We start from the raw sequence: 21,465 nt of genomic DNA, 5'->3' as shown, positions 1-21,465 counted from the left end.
AGTCTATAGGAAGAGGGTCATGATGAAGTTCCAACTTCTTCGATTGCCACTTGATCTGGGTAGAAGGCAATACGCCCGTTGATCACCCCGGCAAAGTCAAAAGCAGCTTCATAGGCCCATGCAATAGCTTCTCCGCTATCATCGATTGAGAAGTAGCTGGCATCGCCTTTAAGTGAGCAATAGCTTGTCTTTCCCTCTATAAGGGCGAGGGGAGCGAGAACATCTTCTTTTGGGAAATAGAATACGGGGTCGAGCATATCTTTTGCGAGTTCTGTAACTCTCAAAGCATTACCACTCTCGGCAATCACCTTGCCACCACGACGCACACGCACTGTCCTAGGCACAATCTTGGCGCGCATAAGGTGTCGGGGTTCTTTCGGGTTGTGGATTGTGTTACTAGACATCGTAACTTCTGGATAGGGCATTGATCTTTCCTTTCAAGGTATTAGCGATTAGCGAGCCGCATTTATCCAAATAGAGATACACACTTATAAGAGTAAGCGAACAGCGAGCCTTCATGTCCCCTCACTTGGACTCAATAGTTAGCGCTGATACGACCTTCGATGCATAAATTGTGGACGATTGCCGCCGAATTACGAAGTTTCCAAATCCCGTTGAAACAATAGGGTTGGCATGGTCACGACTGATTTTGATGGTAACAACTGCATCGCACGCGTTAGCCAACTCCCTAAAGTACCTCTCCAATTCCAGCGATAAAATCCTAGGTAGTAACAGTGTAAATTGTTACCGTGTACTCGGCGTACGGGAAGTGGTGACCAGTATCAACCAATCCTTCACCACTCACGCATTGGCCCGAGCATCTACACCCCAAATATAGAAATCCTTGGGCCCTGGGGACAGTTCTCTGATTTCGGGATAGGACCCCAAATTGCAGGAAACGTAATCGTCTCTATTAATTCGACTGCCCCCTGGGTTTTCCTTTAATGATTAAGTAGGCTTGGGTGTACTTTTCGTTTACCTACCATTCCTGTTATAACTCTCCCAACTTCCTGCTCAGAGGGTAATTGTGCTACGTCATACGCAAACCATGCCACTGAGTCCGCATTCTCCACCGCTTTCACCTCAGTGAGCTCTGCCATAAGAGTTGCCGCTGCATCTTGTCCGCGTAACTGATTGAATGCCTGCTGTACAACAAGCTTGAATGCTTGTTCATGGGTTTTACCACTGTCCTGATGGAACTTCATCCATATAGCGCCACCTTCACTAATAGCTTTATCCAATTTATCCGCGATGCCTTCATCATTGAAATATTTATGATCCACGGTTTGCGCATATTTATGTGTTCCTTCATGGATCAGAGTAACAATGCAGAATACCTCACCTTTCTCCCAAATTTTACTAAAACTCAAGCAGATAGGGTTTTGATTGGGCTTCATAAAGCTCCCCCCCTTAAGTTGCCCTCCACCAGCCCAGGACAACTTACAGAAGTTTGAAATTGATCTGCCCCAACTTTCCGTAAAGGGCACAAACACAAACCCGGCCGCATTTTTCGAAGGGTCCTCAATACCAAATGGATATCCTATCGTCGATATGGTAGAGCATTGAACCTTACACAAGGTGGGCATCATTTTTACATCCGCACACTCCACATCACCACTCAAGCCTATCTGGGTTTTACTGAGTTTTTGGAGTATCGCATTTACGCAATTTGAATATCTTTGTGGCGGGCAATCCATAGGAAGGCCGAAGTAGTAGGAGACTAAATTTTTAAACTTATCAGGAACCTTATCAGGGTATGTAATCGCTACAGTGCACATATCTATCGCTCGTTTTAAGATAGTTTGTGCTTCATCCAGCCAGTTTTCGAGTGATTTTTTGACCTTCGTTTGAAAAAGTATCGGCGAATTATCCTCTACCAACACGGTAAAACTCACTTCCCGGTTGATACTGCGGCTCACTATTTTTGTCATAATTATTCTCCTGCCTTTTCCTGCTACTTTCAGCGATGGAATTCACTGTTTTTGCTCTGATGCCAAACCAGAGCAAAATAGAATATATAATATTACTTAGCACGACTGTACATTAATATTCTTGAAATCATTCAGGAATAGCACTTCTTAACAATCCACCTCGGATTAAAGTGTCTTGTAGTAATTCTTCTGGAAATTACTCATAGATTAATATTGTGGAGGGATTGAGGTAGTTCGCAGTATTTTGAGTCTCTTTAACTGATTTTTGCTGATTTTTGCTGATTTTGAACTGGGCTAGTAATTACTGAACGTCGGCCACTACGAAACCCTGCCTAATCCAACCCAATTAAGATGTGGTATTGATAAATCAACTTGCAGCAATGACCTGACTGACATAAAAAATCTCAATTTATCAATAAGTTAAAACTGTTTCGTCCAATATTCCCCTAGGCTGCACTTACTAAAAAGGGAGAAGGGAAAAATACACCGCGCTTGGGATCCTATGAGGCATGGATGCCGATTAGGAGCTTACAGGGATGTATTCACAGCGGGCCTCGAGTGCGATGTGTTCTTTCCTTCCCCCCCAGTAGTAACTAACCGACCATTCGAACTAGGGCAGTCGCTTATAGGAATAAGCTTTTCCACCTTGACGAAGAGTAAATGAGCGGGCAGGGCTCATATCGCCCTCCTCAAACTCAATAGTCAACCCTGGGACCATCTTCGATGCATAGATTGTGGACGATTGCGGTCGAATTACGAACTCTCCATATTCCGCTGAAACTATAAGACCTGTATAGCCACGGCTGATTTCGACAATATCATCTGTTCCGTGCCCATAGCGCCCGACACCTCTCAAAAGCACCTCCTCTGGTAAAGTGATGAAGTCTGGGACAGGGACAATCTTGGTAGATACCGTCTGCTCGGGGTTCAAGAAGTGATGGCCAATATCATCCAGACCTTCACCGCTGGCAGTATCTGCCAAGGCAACAACACCCGCTCTCCGCGCTGGGTTAAAACCCATAAATGTACGCGATCCATCACTGCTGCCATTGGACCAATAGTAAGTCTCTCCATTGGTGGTTGTCCTGCGCCAACCCAGGGCCATACGAGTGATATCACTGCCCCCCGGCCTATCAATTGACAGCATTAGCCGCGATGCTGCAACCAAATCCTTAGGGCCTCGACCGTTGACAAACAAGTCGAGAAGTGTGAGGAGGTCGCTGGCTGTAGATCGTAAACCGCCAGCCGGCGAGAGCACCCCATCGCTTGTTGGGCCGATCGGGCTGAGATAAAAGTCATGGCCTTGAGCTCGCCGAGCAGACTTCTTGGGATCATCCTCTAAAGTGGTATCACTTAGCCCTAAAGGTCCCGTCACACGATCTTGCAGTATCGTTGCAAAAGAGCGGCCTTCCTTCAAAGCAAGTCCTTGACCTAAGAGCCCAAAAGCCAGGTTTGAATAGCTGAATTGAGTACCCGGGCTAGCTTTCAGATGATAGCTTGGCAAGCCACCATAGAGCTGCTCAAAGGAGTAACCAGCGTACTTATTGGGTGCATCGGGCGCCGATGCAGCAAGATTATTTGGTCTTAGAGGAAGAGAAGCAGCATGGGTAGCCAGGTCGGCGAGAGTGATTTGTTGCCCTTCAAAAGTTGGAGCTTTTACACCGGCTGGTACGTAATCCTGGAGAGGGTCATCGAGTTTCACTCTCTTATGTACAACTTCAACAGCCAATAGCAAGGCCGTAAATATCTTAGTCAACGACGCAATTTCAAAAATCGTATCGTCCCCTAGTTGATAAGTATCCTTGGCTTCAGGCTCTCGAACAGTAATGATTCGACGACCAGAAGAATTTAGGGTACCTGCAACTGCTGCATGTGCCGCGTGCTGCTTAAGAATACGATGGCGAATGAGACGTTGAAACTCGTCATCATCATTCACTGGATGACTTGATAAAGCATCTAAAGCGATGAGTGGTCGAGGGACAGCAAATACAGAGGTAGCTCCAAGAAATAATTTTGCGAAATCACGTCGTTCCATGGCAATCAACACCTATTCAAAAACTTTCCAGAGTTTAGTTGGTAAACTTTGACTATCAGAAAGGCATAAAAGTTCTTGTGATAGATACGCTGATCACTAACAGAGATAAACGCATTTTGGGCAAACGGAGCCTAATGGAGGATAAGCAGAACTATGGAGCTGGTGGAGCAACCAGTAAAGTTAGAACAGTTAGATTCTCAAAAAGGACTATTGCCAATAACCTGTGATGCTGAATAAAGAGGCTCAGGGGTAACCGAGCTTTTTACACTAGTAAAGCACGTTTATAAAAATTCTGAAATGAGTTTGATAGAAAATATTAGGTTATTGGTAGAGTGAAGGCACTGACGGAAAGCGAGTTTACACTCCTGAAAACCTCGTCCTTATGAGGCTATTCTCCAGCTGGTAACTGTCATAGATGGAAGATTAGGATGGCCCGAAAAGTTAAGGGCCTGTCTTCTGCGTTATCTATAAATAAAAAAATAGTTTGGAGTGTATGGGGTCACATCAAATATCTATAGCCTTTCCTAACGGCATTATTAAATTTATACGATTATGCCAAGGATGTGGAGGTTAAAACGCTGACTAAAAAATTACCCTTTTTTGTTAATAAAATCTCTATGGTTACTAACGACCGTAGAACTGCTATAGCGATTGATTTAAAAATTTATATCTTTGTGTTGTTACTCAGACAGAGCTGCTTCAGTCTCGAAGTCCTTTGAAAGCCGCATTGAAAAAATGGCCCTTAAATCAGGAAAGGGAAGTACGCGGTTTTACTGCTGGTTACGTAATAACTCGTAATCTTATTTTTCACTCCATTTTATATATTACTGCCTATCAAATTGGTACATTGGACTCACTACTCTCACTGTCAAGCACAACGAAAAAGGAAATTTTGATGTTGAATCTTAAAACTTTACCGAGTCAGAACGGTAATTCTTGCGCCGCTCACTGCACCGAGATCGCAGTGTCAGGATTTGATCTCCGTGCGCCAAGGCCACAGAGTTTTGTGGAAGACACTCTGTGGCGTGCTATCAAATGGCAGAATGGGGACCTACCTCCGATGCCAAACGGTGCCGACCATCCCTTAGTGGCGGCCAACAATAGTTCACCGATGCGTGTGCGAAACTATGTGAATACCCAGTGCCCTGGGCGTACCGGTCGGATTTTATATGACGCGACCCAGAAAGACATGTGCCTTCAATTCGCGCAGCCGGGCAATAGAGTTGATTATAATGCGTTGTTTACAAATCTCATACAACCAGCTAGTAATGGGGGAATGCCGAGGAACTTGCTTACCGACACCTATTACAATTGCGCTTTTATGATGTTTCGAGGCCCTTCCCCTGGGTCTGCTCATGAAATGGGTTTCCATAATATCCTGGTTGCCAAGGATGGGACCACAGTCAAATATTATAACCCGAATGAAGATCAACCAGTTTGGAGGGCTGATATTGGATGGCGAACGTTGCGTCATCAAAACGCTGGAAGGCATAGTTACGTTTGGAGTGGTATTGCAATCGAAATCACCTAGCAGTTAATGTTTGATGATGCGATCATTAGTATGGATCATGGGGTTTATCCTTGGTTTTACTTTTAGGTTTAGGCACTTTCATCAAAACCGGTAAACCCTTCTTATTCAAGACGATCTGTCAGATCGTGGTCTGATCTTGTCTACATCTTTATACCTTCTTCCAGCTTACTAGCTCCTTTATTTGTTAAGAAATACTAAATTCCTACTAGAACTGAGTGTAAGTTACTCATGCAAGCCACTACTAATAGATCGATAAAATAAATCCAATTGTATCCGTTTTCGCAACATTGTTTCTCTATTTGAACTAATTATTGAGTCAATGTGATGTACTAGGATAGATCGCAAGTTTTGGACATTAACCCAACGCTTCAGGAGCTTGAAATGAAAGCAAAACTTATTTTACCAATGATTCTATTAAACATGCTTGGCGGAGTAGGGTCCGGCATCATGATCTATATGTCTGGCGGCGATCCGGTTTGGGTCGGCGCACTTTTAGCGACCTTGCCTTTACCATTTTTCTTGATGGTTCTGACAAATGTGTTCAGCATTTCAAGAACATCAGAAAGGCTGCCAGTTATTCAAGCCGTTAACTTTTTAGGAGTTGCACTAGTTGCTTATTCAACTTATTCGAACCAGGCTCCAATGTCCTTGTCTCAGTACGTTCCTATTGCAGCTGCTGCCCTGGGCTTCGTATCCCTTCATTGGTATGTCTGGTCATTCTCCGTTTACAACCGCAGAAAGAGCAAGGCCATATCAAAAGGCCAAAAACTGCCTGAAATGAATTTTAATCGATTAGATAAATCGGCTGTGTCTTCCACTTCTTTTGACGAATCTAAAACACTATTAGTGTTCTTTAGAGCCAACTGGTGCCCATTTTGTATGAACCAGTTAAAAGAAGTGAAGAAGTATGCTGAGACACTTAAGCAATATGATGTGAAGGTAAAGTTTATCTCTAACCAAGGCTACGACAACTCAAGGAAGTTAGCCGACAAGCTTGACCTACCTGGTCATTTTGAAATTCTTCAAGATGACAACTTAATGGGTGCTAAAGCCCTAGGCATTGAAGATATTGGCGGTTCCCCTGCAGGAATGCCTGGGTACCCTAAGGATACCGTTATGGCCACAGTGATAGCACTGAATGAAGATGGTACGGTTATATTCGGTGATGAGACCGACAATTATCGGAGACGCCCAGACCCGACAACGTTTCTGCATGTTTTTGAAAGCTCAAAGCCGCAGACTTTAGATGCTAACCCAACTCTCAAAGGTACCGCCTAGTGAGGTAAAATATCAATCTCTCATAGAGCTTATCGATAGGCCCATGAAGAGTGAAAGATAACTGTCTAGCTAGCAATATTGTCGCAGGCCTGAACCTGGATTAAGTAAATGCCTTAGAACAACCAATATGGATTATATAAAGCCTGAAGATTCTATCGATGCCTAAGCAAATACAGGTCTACCTTATATCAGTTGACATATAAAAAACTATCACATATTCACATACCCCTTTCTATGATAGACAGGGGTTTTTCCTTGTTGAGATTAGAGTATTCTGTAAGTAATTGAAATTGGAGAACGTCATGGAGTTTAACTTCCCAAATCGTGATGGCGTAGAATTAAAGGGCAAGTTAGAGGAATCTGTTGGAACCCCAAAGGCTTATGCAATTTTTGCACATTGCTTTACTTGCTCAAAAGATATTATTGCAGCAAGCAATATTTGTAAGTCATTAACCAGTAAAGGAATATCAGTATTAAGGTTTGACTTCACTGGATTGGGTAATAGTGATGGAGATTTTTCCAATACTAATTTTTCATCCAATGTTGAAGATTTACTTAGTGCTTACAGTGAAATCAAAAACCGCTTCGAGGCACCAAAATTGTTAATTGGGCATAGTTTTGGAGGTGCTGCCGTTTTGAAAGCAGCTGGTATGATAAAGACAGCTAAAGCTGTTGTTACTATAGCTGCTCCAAGTGATGTTAAACACATCCAGCATATGTTTAAAGATGAACTCGATAGCATCAATAAAACAGGTCAGGCAAGAGTGGTTCTGGCTGGGCGAGAGTTTACGCTAAAGAAGCAGTTCATTGATGATATAAATGAAGCAGACGTCTTGGTTAACCTTAAGGAATTAAGGAAAGCGCTGCTAGTAATGCATTCACCACTAGACAGCACTGTTTCAATTGAGCATGCGGCGAAAATATTCGCTGCTGCGAACCATCCTAAAAGTTTTATTTCTTTAGACAAAGCCGATCATTTGCTTATGAAAAAATCAGATGCTGAATATGTCGGTAATGTTATTGGAGCCTGGGTTCAAAGATACATTAATTAATATCGAATGTTACAGAGAGTAATATCGAACTTTAAAGTCTTACAACAGTAAAGAACCGTCAACTATCGAGAGCTGGGCTGTAAAGAACAATAGAAACAGCACTAGATGGAATTTAGGTTGCTCCTAGTCCACCTAGTAATCCGGGGCTTAACTGTATTAGTTCAGACCAAATCTGACACATCCTCTTGAAAAAGAGGGGTTTACCGGTTTTGATGAAGGTGCCTAAACCTAAAAGCAAAACCAAGGATAAACCCCATGATCCATACTAATGATCGCATCATCAAACACAAGACCGGATTGCTAAATCTGGCAGAAGAACTCGGCAATATCTCCAAAGCTTGCAAGATGCTGGGTGTGTCGAGAGACACTTTCTATCGCTATAAGGAAGCCGTTTCAAGTGGCGGTGTGGACGCCCTTCTTGAGAAGAACCGGCGTGTGCCCAACCACAAGAACCGTGTTGACACAGTCATTGAAGAGGCAGTGTTAACTTATGCCCTCCAAGAGCCTGCCCATGGGCAGGTTCGAGTTTCCAATGAACTGCGTAAACGCGGTGTATTTGTGTCCCCTAGTGGCGTTCGGAGTATCTGGTTACGGCATGACCTGGCTAACTTCAAATTGCGATTAAAGGCACTTGAGGCCAAGGTCGCTGAGGAGGGACTGATCCTCACAGAGTCACAGGTTCAGGCTTTGGAGAGAAAACGGCATGATGATGAAGCCTGCGGTGAAATTGATACTCAACACCCAGGTTATCTGGGCTCGCAGGATACCTTCTATGTAGGAACCTTTAAGGGCGTCGGACGTGTTTACCAACAAACCTATGTCGATACCTATGCAAAGGTGGCTCATTGCAAGCTGTACACCACCAAAACGCCAATCACTGCGGCGGACCTCCTGAATGACCGTGTGCTACCGTTTTATGCCTTACATGATCTACCAGTGCTGCGTATCCTAACTGATCGCGGTACGGAGTATTGTGGCAAATTGGAACAGCACGACTACCAGTTATATCTAAGTGTGAACGAAATAGAACACACTAAGACAAAAGCCAGACATCCACAAACTAATGGAATCTGTGAGCGCTTCCATAAGACCATTTTACAAGAGTTCTACCAACCCTCATTACGCCGCAAGATCTATGGATCAATAGAAGAGTTACAAACGGATCTGGACGAGTGGCTCACATATTACAATAATGAGAGAACTCATCAGGGTAAGAAGTGTTGCGGTCGAACACCGTTAGCAACTCTTGAAGATGGAAAAAGCATCTGGAAGGAAAAGCTCGTAAACTGAATTTGACCTGACAGAGCATCTCCTGAGAAACCGGTAACTGTCAGATCAAGTCTGAACTACTACAGCTTAACTCAGTTCCTTTTTTAGAAACTCGATAAAGACTCTGGTCTTTGCCGGCATCGCTCGGCCACTGGGAATCAGTGCGCTAACAGGCGGTCCTGGAACTGCTTTCTCTGGGAATAACTCAACAACTTCACTATTTTGAACAGAAAAGCCAAGCGCTTTATCATATACCTGAGCTATTCCCATACCGGCTACCACTGCGTCAATCAGAGTTCGTCCATCTCTGAATATTGCTAGCGGTGAGGGGGAAAATTCAGTAATTGGGCCTCCATCTTCTTGGAACAACCAGCCTCTCAATTTTCCTGTAGGTGCACGGAAAACAAGAGAATCATGCTCCTTTAAATCTTCCAAAGTCTTTGGCATACCCTTTTGTGAAAGATATTCAGGTGAAGCGCACAGGATACGTCTGGTTTCACATATTTTTTTTGCGATAAAAGAACTATCTTCCAGTTCACCAATCCTCACGACGACATCCCATTCACCTCTAATAGCGTCCTCCAGGCTATCTGAAAGAGAGACCTCGACCGTAACCTTGGGATGCAACTGCGTGAACCCCTTTAAAGCACTGACAATATTTCGGCCTATGCCTATTGGCAAATTGATACGCAATCGTCCGGCAGGCTCATCCTTTCTGGCATGCAGCAAAAGCCTGGCCTCATTGATTGTTTCTAACGCATGTTTTGCGGCATCTAGAAATATTTTGCCTTCTTCTGTCAGCCTGATACTTCGTGTGGTTCTGTTGAATAGCTTAAGACCCAATTCCTCCTCAAGCTTCTTAACTGCCTTACCAGCGCCTGATTTGGTTGAGTTCAATGATGCCGCCGCCTTTGTAAAGCTTCCGTGTTCGGCTACGGCAATAAATACGACTATTTCGTTCAAATGGGCTTGTTGAAACACAGATTGCGTCCCTAATGGATACAATGAGTTTCAAAATAGCATGTTTATAGCACAAATCAAAGTAACTAACCTTCCCAATAGTGGTTTGGCGTAAGTACCTGCATAGAGGCCAATTGGAGAGTTAAGTACATCGCCTCTTGGTCCATCGAAGGCTTACCCAAAGCTCGCGCTTCCAAACTTTAAACCATTAGAGGAATAGGTTATGTCTCTTCAAGACAAACTAGATGCTTTCAAAGAAGTATTTAAGCAACAGGCCCCGGAAGGAGCATTTGAAGCCTTTGCTAGATCATCCAAGGAATTGGCTGCTAGTGGCCAAGTTGAACGTTCGATTAAAGTAGGGGAGAAAGTCCCATACTTTACATTGCCAGATTCAGACGGTAACGACGTTGCCCTGGAAGAACTCCTTGCCAAAGGGCCCGTTATTCTAACGTTCTATCGAGGCGTGTGGTGCCCGTACTGCAATATTGAGCTGCAAGCGTTAGAAGAAGTTGCTGCAGAGATCAAAGCGCGTGGCGCAACCCTGGTTGCTATTTCCATGCAAGGGCCCGCTGAAAGCCGTAAATCTCAGAGAGATAACAAGCTAAGCTTCCCAATTCTGACTGACCAAAGCGGAAAGCTTGCTGAAAAATTTGGTATCCGCTGGACATTACAACCTTATGTAATTGAGTTCCACAAGGTGTTCAAAGTCGAACTCCCGACCATCCATCGTGACGGCGCGTGGAACTTACCTATGCCTGCAAGATATGTCATAGATACCGATGGAACAATCGCATATGCGGAGGTGAATCCTGACTACACGCGCCGCCCCGAACCCAGTGACTTATTTCCCGTACTTGAAAAGCTGAGTCAGGCTACAACTGCATAGTATGTAAACACCTCCACCTCTTTTGCGCTGACTAGCGCCAAAGAGGTGCAAGCACTCAATGTAAATCGATATCGAGCACCGTAAAACCCAACTTATATGGTAAGACTCATGGTCAATTTTACACGTTACACAATTGAAACAGCACCAGAAGCCTCTAAGCAAACTCTAGAAGCCGCTAAAAAGAAAATGGGATTTGTACCCAATCTAATGGCAACCATGGCCGAATCACCTGTAATGGTAGAGAGCTACCTAACACTTATGGGATTATTTGATAAATCTCGCTTGAGCGAAACGGAGCGAGAGATAATCCTGATGACAAACAGCCGCCTAAACGGTTGCACCTACTGCATGGCTGCGCATACCGCCGTTTGCAAAATGGCCGGTGTAGATGAAAATGTAATCAAGGCGCTGCGTAGCGGCAAAACACTCGATGATCCTAAACTCGAAGCGCTCCGAGCATTCAGTGTCATTATCAATGAGAAACGTGGATGGGCCACAGAAGAGGAGGTTGAGGCGTTTCTTGCAGCAGGTTATACGAAAGAGACGGTTCTAGAGGTGATAGTTGGAACTAGTCTAAAAGTACTCTCGAATTACTCTACCCACAACCTGAATGTCAGTCTCGATGATGCGTTTTTGCCAATGGCTTGGAGTAAGGATATGGATTCGAATGATTGAGCGTAAAGGCAAATAAAAAACATGTATCCGATTCAAGCGACTAATCAAGACTGAGCTGTAGTAGTTCAGACTTGATCTGACAGTTACCGGTTTCTCAGGAGATGCTCTGTCAGGTCAAATTCAGTTTACGAGCTTTTCCTTCCAGATGCTTTTTCCATCTTCAAGAGTTGCTAACGGTGTTCGACCGCAACACTTCTTACCCTGATGAGTTCTCTCATTATTGTAATATGTGAGCCACTCGTCCAGATCCGTTTGTAACTCTTCTATTGATCCATAGATCTTGCGGCGTAATGAGGGTTGGTAGAACTCTTGTAAAATGGTCTTATGGAAGCGCTCACAGATTCCATTAGTTTGTGGATGTCTGGCTTTTGTCTTAGTGTGTTCTATTTCGTTCACACTTAGATATAACTGGTAGTCGTGCTGTTCCAATTTGCCACAATACTCCGTACCGCGATCAGTTAGGATACGCAGCACTGGTAGATCATGTAAGGCATAAAACGGTAGCACACGGTCATTCAGGAGGTCCGCCGCAGTGATTGGCGTTTTGGTGGTGTACAGCTTGCAATGAGCCACCTTTGCATAGGTATCGACATAGGTTTGTTGGTAAACACGTCCGACGCCCTTAAAGGTTCCTACATAGAAGGTATCCTGCGAGCCCAGATAACCTGGGTGTTGAGTATCAATTTCACCGCAGGCTTCATCATCATGCCGTTTTCTCTCCAAAGCCTGAACCTGTGACTCTGTGAGGATCAGTCCCTCCTCAGCGACCTTGGCCTCAAGTGCCTTTAATCGCAATTTGAAGTTAGCCAGGTCATGCCGTAACCAGATACTCCGAACGCCACTAGGGGACACAAATACACCGCGTTTACGCAGTTCATTGGAAACTCGAACCTGCCCATGGGCAGGCTCTTGGAGGGCATAAGTTAACACTGCCTCTTCAATGACTGTGTCAACACGGTTCTTGTGGTTGGGCACACGCCGGTTCTTCTCAAGAAGGGCGTCCACACCGCCACTTGAAACGGCTTCCTTATAGCGATAGAAAGTGTCTCTCGACACACCCAGCATCTTGCAAGCTTTGGAGATATTGCCGAGTTCTTCTGCCAGATTTAGCAATCCGGTCTTGTGTTTGATGATGCGATCATTAGTATGGATCATGGGGTTTATCCTTGGTTTTGCTTTTAGGTTTAGGCACCTTCATCAAAACCGGTAAACCCCTCTTTTTCAAGAGGATGTGTCAGATTTGGTCTGAACTAATACAACTGAGCCTTGGGAAGAGGGCGCCTGTCCAGATCATAAAAGTGACGATAAGAACCCCACTGATTCACCAAAGTAATGAGGCCCATATAGCCACTATGGGCCTCTACTACATTGTCCGAGATATACTCGTGGTATCTAAGCCCCTAAACAATATATCCTCTTGAAGACAGCCTTCTTTTGGCTTGTCGCAATTACTCCATTTCGCTACGAATAATGCCGGGCGTTTTGGCTTGTCCTCGCACTCGGTCAGGATGATCGCGCTCGTTAAAGCGTCTCAAGCCTTCAGACAGCTCTTCTTTGGATTCAGAGTCGCTGAATAATCGGTTAAAGCACTCAGCCTCAATTCGTAGACCTTCATCAAGATCCTTTCCATAACCACGAATGGCGGCTTCTTTATCAGAGTGAATCGCTGGCTGGGGAAGGGTGGAGATATACTGTGCTAACTCAACGGCACGACCTAATGCGGCTCCCTTTGGCACCACTTCGTTGGCCAATCCAATGCGATAAGCTTCTTCAGCATTAATAACTTTTCCCGTGATGATTAACTCCAGCGCTCGCCCCATACCAACAATACGCGGCAAACGCTGAGTACCACCATCGGCTAAGCCGATATTCCAACGACGACAAGTCATTCCAAAGGATGCGTGTTCTTCTACAATCCGCATATCTGCAAAACATGCCCACTCAAAGCCACCCGCATAAGCAATTCCGTTCACAGCCGCAATGATAGGCTTATAAATATCGGTCCAGCGGGATGGACCTATAATCCCTGGAGCTTCTCCTCGGTTATGCCGGGCAATATCAGCGGGCTCTACAGGACATAAAACAGCCACGTCAGGATCGGGGTGATTAGTGGGTTCGGTTGCAGCAAGATTGCTTTTCAAATCACCCCCTGCACAAAATGCAGAATCGCCAGCGCCGGTGATTACCGCAACTTTAGCTCCGTCATCGGTACGAAAGCGATCGAATGCATCCACCAGCTCGCGGTGAGCGCGAGTACCAATACAGTTCTTAACCTCTGGACGGTTAAAAGTAACGATGGCTACAGGGCCATTTTGCTCGTATTTAATATGATGATATTCCATATCATAAGACCTTTATCATGTGGCGTTGAAGTAATATTTAAAATCCACCCTGATACATCAAATGAGAATTTAATCCCGGTGCCGATTAATATTTTATCAACATATACCGCAATAAATTAGTACAAATGAACCCTTTACAGTTAATAAAACTTTATTTGCTAATGCAATGAAATCCTGAGCTTTTCCTCCTGCAATGATTAGATTCAGCACCTGTATCAAACTTGGAAACCTTACAAATTTCTGAGGAATGGGAATTATTGCGCCGCCAATAGGGTTGTCAACCTAGATACGTGACGAGCTAGTATATAAAATCCAGTCAGATATCAATACAAAGCCTGATGAAGCATTAAGTGTTGCGCTAAAGTACCTAGAGGACAATCGACTGTGACGCAGTGTCAAATAGCTCATAACGAAATAGGGATGGCACGACCCACCCAAACGCATGAGACTCAACGGCAAAGTGGCTCATTCGAATTTAAGCGTGCATTGGAAAGGGCAATTAATTGAGGATAATAAATGGGTCCTGTTATTAGATTTCCTGTGGTGTGCTTTTTAAATGGAAAAATTACAGTGCACACAAAGAGTAGCTTCAAAGCATTAGGGGCTCGTTTTTTGGACGAGCAGACATTTGTCACTCTGGAGAATCGGCGATCAAAAGCAAAAGATGGTTGGATACTTGACTCTAGCGGGAAGTTTGTACCTTTATCTCATAGCGGCAATTTGCGAGAATGGGCTCGTCCTATTTCCTTCCTCTGGAATGCAGTGTTGACTAAGTACCAAGCTAATATCGAGGGGGCTGTGAAGGTAGGCTTTGTACTGAAAGACTTAGATTCGATGTCCAAATCCTCGCCGGGAAAGCTTGGGATGGATTTCAAAAGATTTCTAAGTAAGTATGAGTCTGACCAGTATATTACTAGTGATATACTGAAAGAATGGCCCCTTTAGTTTGATATTTCCTTGTGAGCCTCACACGCCAAATATACTCTATTAATATATTTTGACCCTCTCCAATGAAGTTCCCTCTAAAGTTAGCAATATCGAAATGATTCAAATCAAGACTAAATATGTATAGTGGAAACATTTAAAAAATTTTTTTGTTGACTCCTAAATACGATTAAATATAGAGGCTAATCACCTCTAACAACTTGGAGATGCACCAGTTACTAACCGGTTTTTAACGGCTATTTTCTGATCTCCATCAATTGTGTCAGGCAAAATAGAGGCGCATAATGGCGCTTGGACTCCACCACGGACCAAGGCGAAATGATACACAAACGGCACAGCAACAGCGGTTTTTCAACCCCTCAATCCAACCAACTCTTTCACCCCGCGGAAGCGTCAGTGGTAGCCTTTCCGATTCAGTCCGTACTCATTGAATGGGATTACACAGCGGTCAATCAGGTAGTAGGACCGAAAAGCCCTGGTAGTAGCGACCTCCATGCGGCTTGCATTGATATGGCTCATTAAATGAACTGCCACTGCGGCAGTATTTGATCGAACCGCGGTTGCGGTATAACAATAAGTTTTTAGCAAAATATTCTGAAAGAAAAGTTCTGACATGAATTCTACGAATACGGATGAACCAATGGCATCTGAGCCCGCCGTTCAGTTAAAGATAGATCACTTATCCACCTTCTCATTGGCCGCACAACAAAATGCGTATCCAATATTCAGGTCAATTAGCTTGTACGCGCCAACCGCGCCCGAAGAGCCAGTGGAAAATGCACCAGTCGCACTATTAAAGAACTTGGTTGTCACGCTACGTTCGGATCCCGAAATCTTCGCTCCAGAAGAATGGTCTATCGATGAAATTCGTCCAGGACAAGCGATCTCGCTTCAAAAACGCCCGCTCAACGTGCCGCATGACTTGTTGTTTAATTTAACAGAAGAAATGAAGGTTTCCGTTTCACTTTCAGTCAATTTACGAGACAACACTGATGAGGCCTTAACGACTTCTAGATTTACCATTGAGGTCCTTCCGGCTAACTTTTGGGGCGGGGAGAGTAGACAGCCAGACCTGTTGGCTGCCTTCGTGAAACCCAACGGGCTGTATGTTGAATCTTTATTACGGCAAGTCGCGGAAATGCTGGAAAACGGTGGCCACGGAAGAAGCATCGATGGCTACCAATCTAATACTCGTGAAAAGCCCTACATGATGGCCGCCGCATTGTGGAACGTTATATTCGCTCAACGAATTGCCTACGTTACACCACCGCAGGGTTTTGCCAGGCACGGACAACGTATACGGCTAGCCGCTGACATCAGCGCCTCTAAAATTGCGGCCTGCCTTGACACATCGCTGCTTTTTGCCAGCTGCCTAGAAGCGATGGGCCTAAATCCGGTAGTAGCGATAACGAAAAATCACGCATTCGTTGGTGTCTGGCTGATCGATGAGCATTTTCCTGTTTTAACCAATGATGATCCCATGGATCTACGTAAACGTATTGATGCACGCGATCTAGTACTTTTTGAAAGCACGCTTGTCACTAATGATTCGCCTGTGACCTTTGAGCAGTCTAAGGAACACGCACGGAACCTAGTCAGCGAGGACAAAGAGGTCGACTTCGTCTATTTGATTGATATTAAACAGGCCCGTGCGAGAAAGATTAAGCCAATTTCCACCATTGAAGAACAGCCGGAGGAAAAGCCTTCCGACTCAGATACAGCGCTAAGCTTACCGATTATTCCGCCGCTTCCTCCGGTCAGAGCGGATGAACAAGTTATCGATGAAACACCAGATACACGTATTGATACTTGGCAAAGGAAGCTGCTTGATCTAACAAAACGCAATTCATTGTTGTCATTAAAAGACCGCGCTGTGGCAATAAAGCTCTACTGTCCTGATATCGGTGCAATGGAGGATAGTCTCGCTGACGGCGCGTCGTTCAAATTCCTATCTTCAGAAGAAAGTCCTCTCAATGACAGGGAGCGCAGTGAAGAGACCTTTCGTCTACAGGCTGGGTCCGATATTCATCGGGAATACGCTTTAGAGCAGCTCAACAAGCATGTTCTCCTTGCCAACATGTCCAGGAAGAAACTCGAGCAAAATGCAGTCAATCTTCTTCGGAAGGCTAAGAATGATTTAGAGGAGGGCGGGTCTAACACGCTATATCTGGCTTTGGGCATGCTGCGCTGGAAGGAGAATCCGGAGGATGATCGTTCATACCGAGCCCCCTTAATCCTGATCCCGGCAGAACTTACACGTAGCAGTGCGAGAGCACCCGTCAAAGTTCGTCAGTTACCTGATGAAAGCCCGATCTTTAATATGACGCTTATTGAGTTTCTGAACACTGAGCACAATATAGACCTGAATCAGTTCAGAGAATCTATGCCTGAAGATGAGTCCGGTGTAGATGTGGCTCTTGTCTGGAACACAGTACGTGCAGCGATTGCTGAACAACCTGGGTTTGAAGTTGTCGAAGAGCTGGTGCTTGCGTCGTTTTCCTTTGCGAAATATCTCATGTGGATGGATCTGAAAGATCGCCTCGACGACTTGAAAGATAACCCTTTTGTTAAACACCTCGTTGACCATCCCCAGGATGCCTATGTTCAGGACGCTAGCTTCGTTCTAAGGGATGAAGTTGATGAGAAGGTCGATCCCGAAAAGGTATTCACACCCCTCAACTGCGACAGCTCCCAATTAGTTGCGGTAGAGGCCTCTGGTAGACCCCAAGATTTCGTGCTTGAAGGCCCTCCTGGCACAGGTAAATCGGAAACCATTGCAAATATCATTTGCCACAATCTTGCACTCGGTAGAAAGGTACTATTTGTCGCCGAGAAAATGGCGGCCCTAAACGTTGTTTATCGGCGCATGGAAAAGGTTGGACTCGACCATTTATGCCTCGAGCTACACAGTAATAAAGCCAACAAAAAAGCCGTTTTAGAACAGCTAAGGATGGCTACCGATAAACGCGACGAGTCGCAAAGCGCCGGATGGATTGATTCCGTTCGAGCACTCAAAGAGAAACGAGATAAACTCAATGGTTTTGTAAAGGTACTTCACAAAAAATCGATATATGGCATCTCCGCTCGTGATGCGATTGCTAGAGATGTGCGTTACAAAGACAAGCATTCACTAAGCATTAATTGGCCCCTTGGATTCGACAGTGCGCCAGTTTACAGCCAAGAAAAGCTAGATGATATGCTGGCTGCAGTTAAAGAGTCTGCATTGGCGTATAACGATATATCCCGCTTGGATCCTACACCGTTTCGTATAATCCGTGCAAAAAGCTGGTCTAACGCGTGGCAAAACCAGGTTTTGGACTGTTTAAACCGATATCAAACGTCGCTCAACGAAGTCTACCGTTCTGCAGCGACTCTTGTATCCAGCTTCAACCTTAAACTGCCGGAAAACACACCGCACAATCTTGTTCGTGCCAATCAGCTAGCAAACCTCGTTGAGCTAGCCGAATCAAACTCCCTCGGCTATATCGTTAAACGAGGCGTGAAAGAATCGTTAGACGATCTAGAAGAATTAAGCAGAGCTAAAGCCTCATTTGATAAAGCCCTCGATACTATAGAGTATAAGGTTACAGCAGAAATGCTAGCTAAAAGCCCTGTATCCGAATGGGTGGAAATGTACGAGGAAGCCAAAGAGAGTTGGTTTAAGCGGGTCTTGGTCAAATTCAAGATAAACGGGGCAGTGAAAAAGCTCGGATACTCTAAATTCAGCGACCTTGACGTCCTTCCTGATCTGGGAAAAGCTGCTGCACTTCAGGAGGACATAAACTCCCTAAAAGGCCAGTTCGAATCTGACAACATCTGGCATGGCTGGGAGACCAGCTCTGAAAGCCTTCAACAGTCAGCATCAATAGGAAAATCAGCGTATCACGCTCTGGTCGACGCAGTAGCGCTAACCGACGATCCTGCCGTCTTGCTTACTGCGATTAAGTCAAGGCTAGTTGATGGACGTGATTTTCTCGAAAGCTCTAAAATTTCAAAACAGAAACATGAGTTTAAACAGTACTGGTCAACCTACAAGGCAATAGCTGAAGAAGCTGAAAAACTAGAGCTTTCGTTTGATGAAAACGCCACGTTAGAAGAGGTAACACCAGCTATTGAGCAGCTGCTCACTGGAGCAGTCAAATTCAAGGCGTGGAGTGAATGGCTTTCAGCGAAAGAAGAACTGTCACGTTACAAGCTCGATAATCTCACCAAAGATCTAGAAGCCAGAACTATTCTGTCGGACGATGCTGAAGATCAAGCTCTCACGGCATTCTGTCGCTGGTTGGCGCCACAGCTGATCGATCAGAGTGAAGAGTTGCGGCAGTTTAAGGCCTCTACACATGAGCAATTGATTGATGAATTCCGAAAGCTCGACGAAGAAGTTTCCATAACAACCAGTGACTATGTGGCAGCGATCGCAGCAAAGGCGGTTCCAGATCCATTCGCCAAAAGTAGCCCTAAAGAATTTGGGCTATTGGCTAGGGAGCTGCAGAAAAAAACACGCCATAAGCCAGTACGCTCATTATTCAATGAAATGGGCGGGCGATTACTGGACCTATGCCCCTGTATGATGATGTCACCATTGTCAGTCGCCCAATTTTTACCCTCAGATTTTAACGGTTTTGATTTGGTCGTTTTTGATGAAGCATCTCAGATGACCACGTGGGATTCAGTAGGGGCAATTGCCCGAGGGAAAAATGTGATTGTGGTCGGTGACCCTAAACAGATGCCGCCGACCAGCTTCTTTAGTGGGGCAGTGAATGTAGATGATCCAGATGAAGAAGACCTTGAATCTATTCTGGATCAGGCTCTAGCCGCACGACTGCCTCATTTGAGACTGAAGGGACACTATAGAAGCCGGCACGAAACACTTATTGCCTTCTCCAACAGTAAGTATTACGAGAACTCTCTCGTTACATATCCATCGTCCGACACCAAGCAGTCTGCAGTTACACTACATCGTGTAAATGGCGTTTATTCAAAAGGTAAAGGAAGGAACAATCCTATTGAAGCGGCAGCAGTCGTTGATGAAATCGTTCGACGTTTGACCAATCCTGCAAACACCTCCCAGACTATCGGCGTTGTAACTCTGAATACCGAGCAACAGCGAACAGTAGAAGATTTACTGGATGATGCCCGTCGAAAACATCCCCACATAGAACCATATTTTCAGTCGACTGATACTTATGATGGAGTTTTTGTTAAGAATCTGGAGTCCGTGCAGGGGGATGAACGTGACATTATTATCCTCAGTCTGGGCTACGGACCGACCGAAGCACATGGCCGAACGATGAGTATGAACTTTGGGCCATTGAATAAGTCCGGTGGCGAACGCCGTTTAAATGTAGCGATCACAAGGGCTACCAGTGAAGTACTGATATTCTCGAGTTTTGACTCTTCAATGATTGATCTTAGCCGTACGTCGGCATTGGCAGTTGAACATCTAAAACACTATTTAGAATTTGCTGAGAAGGGGCCTATTGCTCTAGCAGAGCAAGCGACCGCAGATTATGGGGTAGACCAATTCGATAGCGATTTTGAGCAATCTGTAGCCTGGGCACTACGAGATAAGGGGTGGAGGGTTCAAACTCAGATTGGAGTTAGTAAGTTCAGAATTGATTTAGGAATAATACATCCAGACCATCCAGGTGTTTATTTGGCAGGCGTTGAGTGTGATGGAGCAACGTATCACGGATCTCCTTCAGCAAGAGATCGTGATCGAGTGCGTCACGCTATTCTCGAAAACCTTGGGTGGCGATTAGTAAGACTGTGGTCTACAGACTATTTTCAAGATCCAGAAGAGGCGATCGATAAAATTGATCGCAGGTTAAATGAAATACTAGAAGAGGACAGAAGGTCAGCCCCAGGCGACGAGCAGATTAGCCCAGCTAACAATGAACCTGTGGATGATATTTTGACAGAAGAGGCTGAGCGTGTAGAAGAGACGATATCATCCGACGAATATAGCCATTTGCGCTACTTCGACGATGACCACAAGGAAACACTTGTGGGTATAGCAAAATCAATTCTATCCCAGAAAAATGGTATTACACTTCATGAATTGGCACTTGATATTGCCAACCTGCATGGCCTATCAAGGACAAGTAAAAAACAGCTCAAGCACATATTTGAATTGCTCACCCCCTGGGCAGGAATTAAAAGAGATAACATTCATAAGCCTGTAGTTTGGCTATCCCCGAATGACATCGTCGATGAAATCCCATGGCGAGGGCTCGCACCTTGGGAAGAGGAGAGGGACTGGGCAGAAATACCTCATCCTGAAGCCTTGGGACTTGCTCGATTGGCCATTGAAAAATCGCCCGAGAATCCTGTCGAATACATATGCAATGAATTCCGATTGAAACGCCGACACTCTAAGACGCTACAGCAGTTTCAGGCATGGGTTGACGAGGTTACTGAAGAGTTAACTGTGAACTAGCTGAACGCGTTCATAAGGCTTTCTTATGACTCAGGCAATGGAGCTGGAATCTTGCTAGATAACCCGGCTCCGTTTGACGTGCATCGCTAACGAAATTCAGCCGCTCCGGCAGCTTCTCGCGA

The 21,465-nt window shown here is 44.9% G+C and carries 14 protein-coding genes; 8 read left to right on the top strand and 6 right to left on the bottom strand.

Annotated features, from left to right (window positions below; translation table 11 throughout):
- Nucleotides 1-17: 17 nt before the first annotated feature.
- From ACJJIL_RS09990 to ACJJIL_RS09980, 3 genes are all read right to left on the bottom strand, one after another.
- Nucleotides 18-425, bottom strand: a complete 408-nt coding sequence (locus ACJJIL_RS09990) for a DUF427 domain-containing protein (protein WP_445361846.1) — start codon at nucleotides 423-425, stop codon at nucleotides 18-20.
- Nucleotides 426-941: 516 nt separating this feature from the next.
- Nucleotides 942-1,931, bottom strand: a complete 990-nt coding sequence (locus ACJJIL_RS09985) for a hypothetical protein (protein WP_413661984.1) — start codon at nucleotides 1,929-1,931, stop codon at nucleotides 942-944.
- A 610-nt stretch (nucleotides 1,932-2,541) separates the two neighbouring features.
- On the bottom strand, nucleotides 2,542-3,966 hold the full coding sequence (locus ACJJIL_RS09980; protein ID WP_445361845.1) for a serine hydrolase domain-containing protein: 1,425 nt from the start codon (nucleotides 3,964-3,966) through the stop codon (nucleotides 2,542-2,544).
- A gap of 715 nt (nucleotides 3,967-4,681) precedes the next feature.
- Here ACJJIL_RS09980 and ACJJIL_RS09975 point away from each other — a divergent pair.
- From ACJJIL_RS09975 to ACJJIL_RS09960, 4 genes are all read left to right on the top strand, one after another.
- Entirely contained in the window at nucleotides 4,682-5,497 is an 816-nt protein-coding gene (locus ACJJIL_RS09975; RefSeq protein ID WP_445361844.1) for a hypothetical protein, read from the top strand.
- Between the two features lie 381 nt (nucleotides 5,498-5,878).
- The gene (locus tag ACJJIL_RS09970; protein WP_444927850.1) at nucleotides 5,879-6,775 is read left to right on the top strand and encodes a peroxiredoxin family protein; all 897 of its coding nucleotides are present in this window, start codon (nucleotides 5,879-5,881) and stop codon (nucleotides 6,773-6,775) included.
- Nucleotides 6,776-7,077: 302 nt separating this feature from the next.
- Nucleotides 7,078-7,827, top strand: coding sequence for an alpha/beta hydrolase family protein (locus tag ACJJIL_RS09965; RefSeq protein WP_444913808.1), 750 nt, complete (start codon nucleotides 7,078-7,080; stop codon nucleotides 7,825-7,827).
- Nucleotides 7,828-8,082: 255 nt separating this feature from the next.
- Entirely contained in the window at nucleotides 8,083-9,117 is a 1,035-nt protein-coding gene (locus tag ACJJIL_RS09960) for an IS481 family transposase (protein ID WP_444905427.1), read from the top strand.
- Between the two features lie 66 nt (nucleotides 9,118-9,183).
- On the opposite strand, the gene ACJJIL_RS09955 is transcribed toward ACJJIL_RS09960, so the two are convergent.
- Nucleotides 9,184-10,077, bottom strand: coding sequence for a LysR family transcriptional regulator (locus ACJJIL_RS09955; protein WP_444897357.1), 894 nt, complete (start codon nucleotides 10,075-10,077; stop codon nucleotides 9,184-9,186).
- Between the two features lie 202 nt (nucleotides 10,078-10,279).
- Here ACJJIL_RS09955 and ACJJIL_RS09950 point away from each other — a divergent pair, with 202 nt between their 5' ends.
- Both ACJJIL_RS09950 and ACJJIL_RS09945 read left to right on the top strand, forming a co-directional pair.
- Nucleotides 10,280-10,942, top strand: a complete 663-nt coding sequence (locus ACJJIL_RS09950) for a peroxiredoxin-like family protein (protein WP_445361843.1) — start codon at nucleotides 10,280-10,282, stop codon at nucleotides 10,940-10,942.
- A gap of 108 nt (nucleotides 10,943-11,050) precedes the next feature.
- Nucleotides 11,051-11,617 carry a carboxymuconolactone decarboxylase family protein gene (locus ACJJIL_RS09945; RefSeq protein ID WP_445361842.1) on the top strand — a complete coding sequence of 189 codons (567 nt, stop codon included), beginning with the start codon at nucleotides 11,051-11,053 and terminating at the stop codon, nucleotides 11,615-11,617.
- 120 nt (nucleotides 11,618-11,737) lie between these two features.
- Here the strand turns inward: ACJJIL_RS09945 and ACJJIL_RS09940 are convergent, their stop codons facing one another.
- Together ACJJIL_RS09940 and ACJJIL_RS09935 are read right to left on the bottom strand one after the other, a co-directional pair.
- A complete protein-coding gene (locus tag ACJJIL_RS09940; RefSeq protein ID WP_444905427.1) occupies nucleotides 11,738-12,772 on the bottom strand; it encodes an IS481 family transposase in 1,035 nt (344 codons plus the stop codon).
- Nucleotides 12,773-13,065: 293 nt separating this feature from the next.
- Nucleotides 13,066-13,959 (bottom strand): enoyl-CoA hydratase/isomerase family protein, encoded by an 894-nt coding sequence (locus ACJJIL_RS09935; protein WP_445361841.1) that lies wholly within the window; start codon nucleotides 13,957-13,959, stop codon nucleotides 13,066-13,068.
- A 516-nt stretch (nucleotides 13,960-14,475) separates the two neighbouring features.
- On the opposite strand from ACJJIL_RS09935, the gene ACJJIL_RS09930 reads away from it, so the two are divergent.
- Nucleotides 14,476-14,904, top strand: coding sequence for a hypothetical protein (locus ACJJIL_RS09930; protein WP_444893924.1), 429 nt, complete (start codon nucleotides 14,476-14,478; stop codon nucleotides 14,902-14,904).
- Nucleotides 14,905-15,544: 640 nt separating this feature from the next.
- Nucleotides 15,545-21,343 carry an anti-phage protein ProA gene (gene proA, locus ACJJIL_RS09925; RefSeq protein ID WP_445361840.1) on the top strand — a complete coding sequence of 1,933 codons (5,799 nt, stop codon included), beginning with the start codon at nucleotides 15,545-15,547 and terminating at the stop codon, nucleotides 21,341-21,343.
- The last annotated feature ends 122 nt before the right edge of the window (nucleotides 21,344-21,465 follow it).

The sequence above is a fragment of the Microbulbifer maximicatervae (SeqCode) genome (assembly GCF_052468095.1).
This window is presented reverse-complemented; position numbering and strand designations above follow the sequence as displayed.

Coding starts and splice junctions, on each gene's coding strand:
- ACJJIL_RS09990 (WP_445361846.1), bottom strand. CDS start 425: ATGCCCTATCCAGAAGTTACGATGTCTAGTAACACAATCCACAACCCG.
- ACJJIL_RS09985 (WP_413661984.1), bottom strand. CDS start 1,931: ATGACAAAAATAGTGAGCCGCAGTATCAACCGGGAAGTGAGTTTTACC.
- ACJJIL_RS09980 (WP_445361845.1), bottom strand. CDS start 3,966: ATGGAACGACGTGATTTCGCAAAATTATTTCTTGGAGCTACCTCTGTA.
- ACJJIL_RS09970 (WP_444927850.1), top strand. CDS start 5,879: ATGAAAGCAAAACTTATTTTACCAATGATTCTATTAAACATGCTTGGC.
- ACJJIL_RS09965 (WP_444913808.1), top strand. CDS start 7,078: ATGGAGTTTAACTTCCCAAATCGTGATGGCGTAGAATTAAAGGGCAAG.
- ACJJIL_RS09960 (WP_444905427.1), top strand. CDS start 8,083: ATGATCCATACTAATGATCGCATCATCAAACACAAGACCGGATTGCTA.
- ACJJIL_RS09950 (WP_445361843.1), top strand. CDS start 10,280: ATGTCTCTTCAAGACAAACTAGATGCTTTCAAAGAAGTATTTAAGCAA.
- ACJJIL_RS09945 (WP_445361842.1), top strand. CDS start 11,051: ATGGTCAATTTTACACGTTACACAATTGAAACAGCACCAGAAGCCTCT.
- ACJJIL_RS09940 (WP_444905427.1), bottom strand. CDS start 12,772: ATGATCCATACTAATGATCGCATCATCAAACACAAGACCGGATTGCTA.
- ACJJIL_RS09935 (WP_445361841.1), bottom strand. CDS start 13,959: ATGGAATATCATCATATTAAATACGAGCAAAATGGCCCTGTAGCCATC.
- ACJJIL_RS09930 (WP_444893924.1), top strand. CDS start 14,476: ATGGGTCCTGTTATTAGATTTCCTGTGGTGTGCTTTTTAAATGGAAAA.
- proA (WP_445361840.1), top strand. CDS start 15,545: ATGGCATCTGAGCCCGCCGTTCAGTTAAAGATAGATCACTTATCCACC.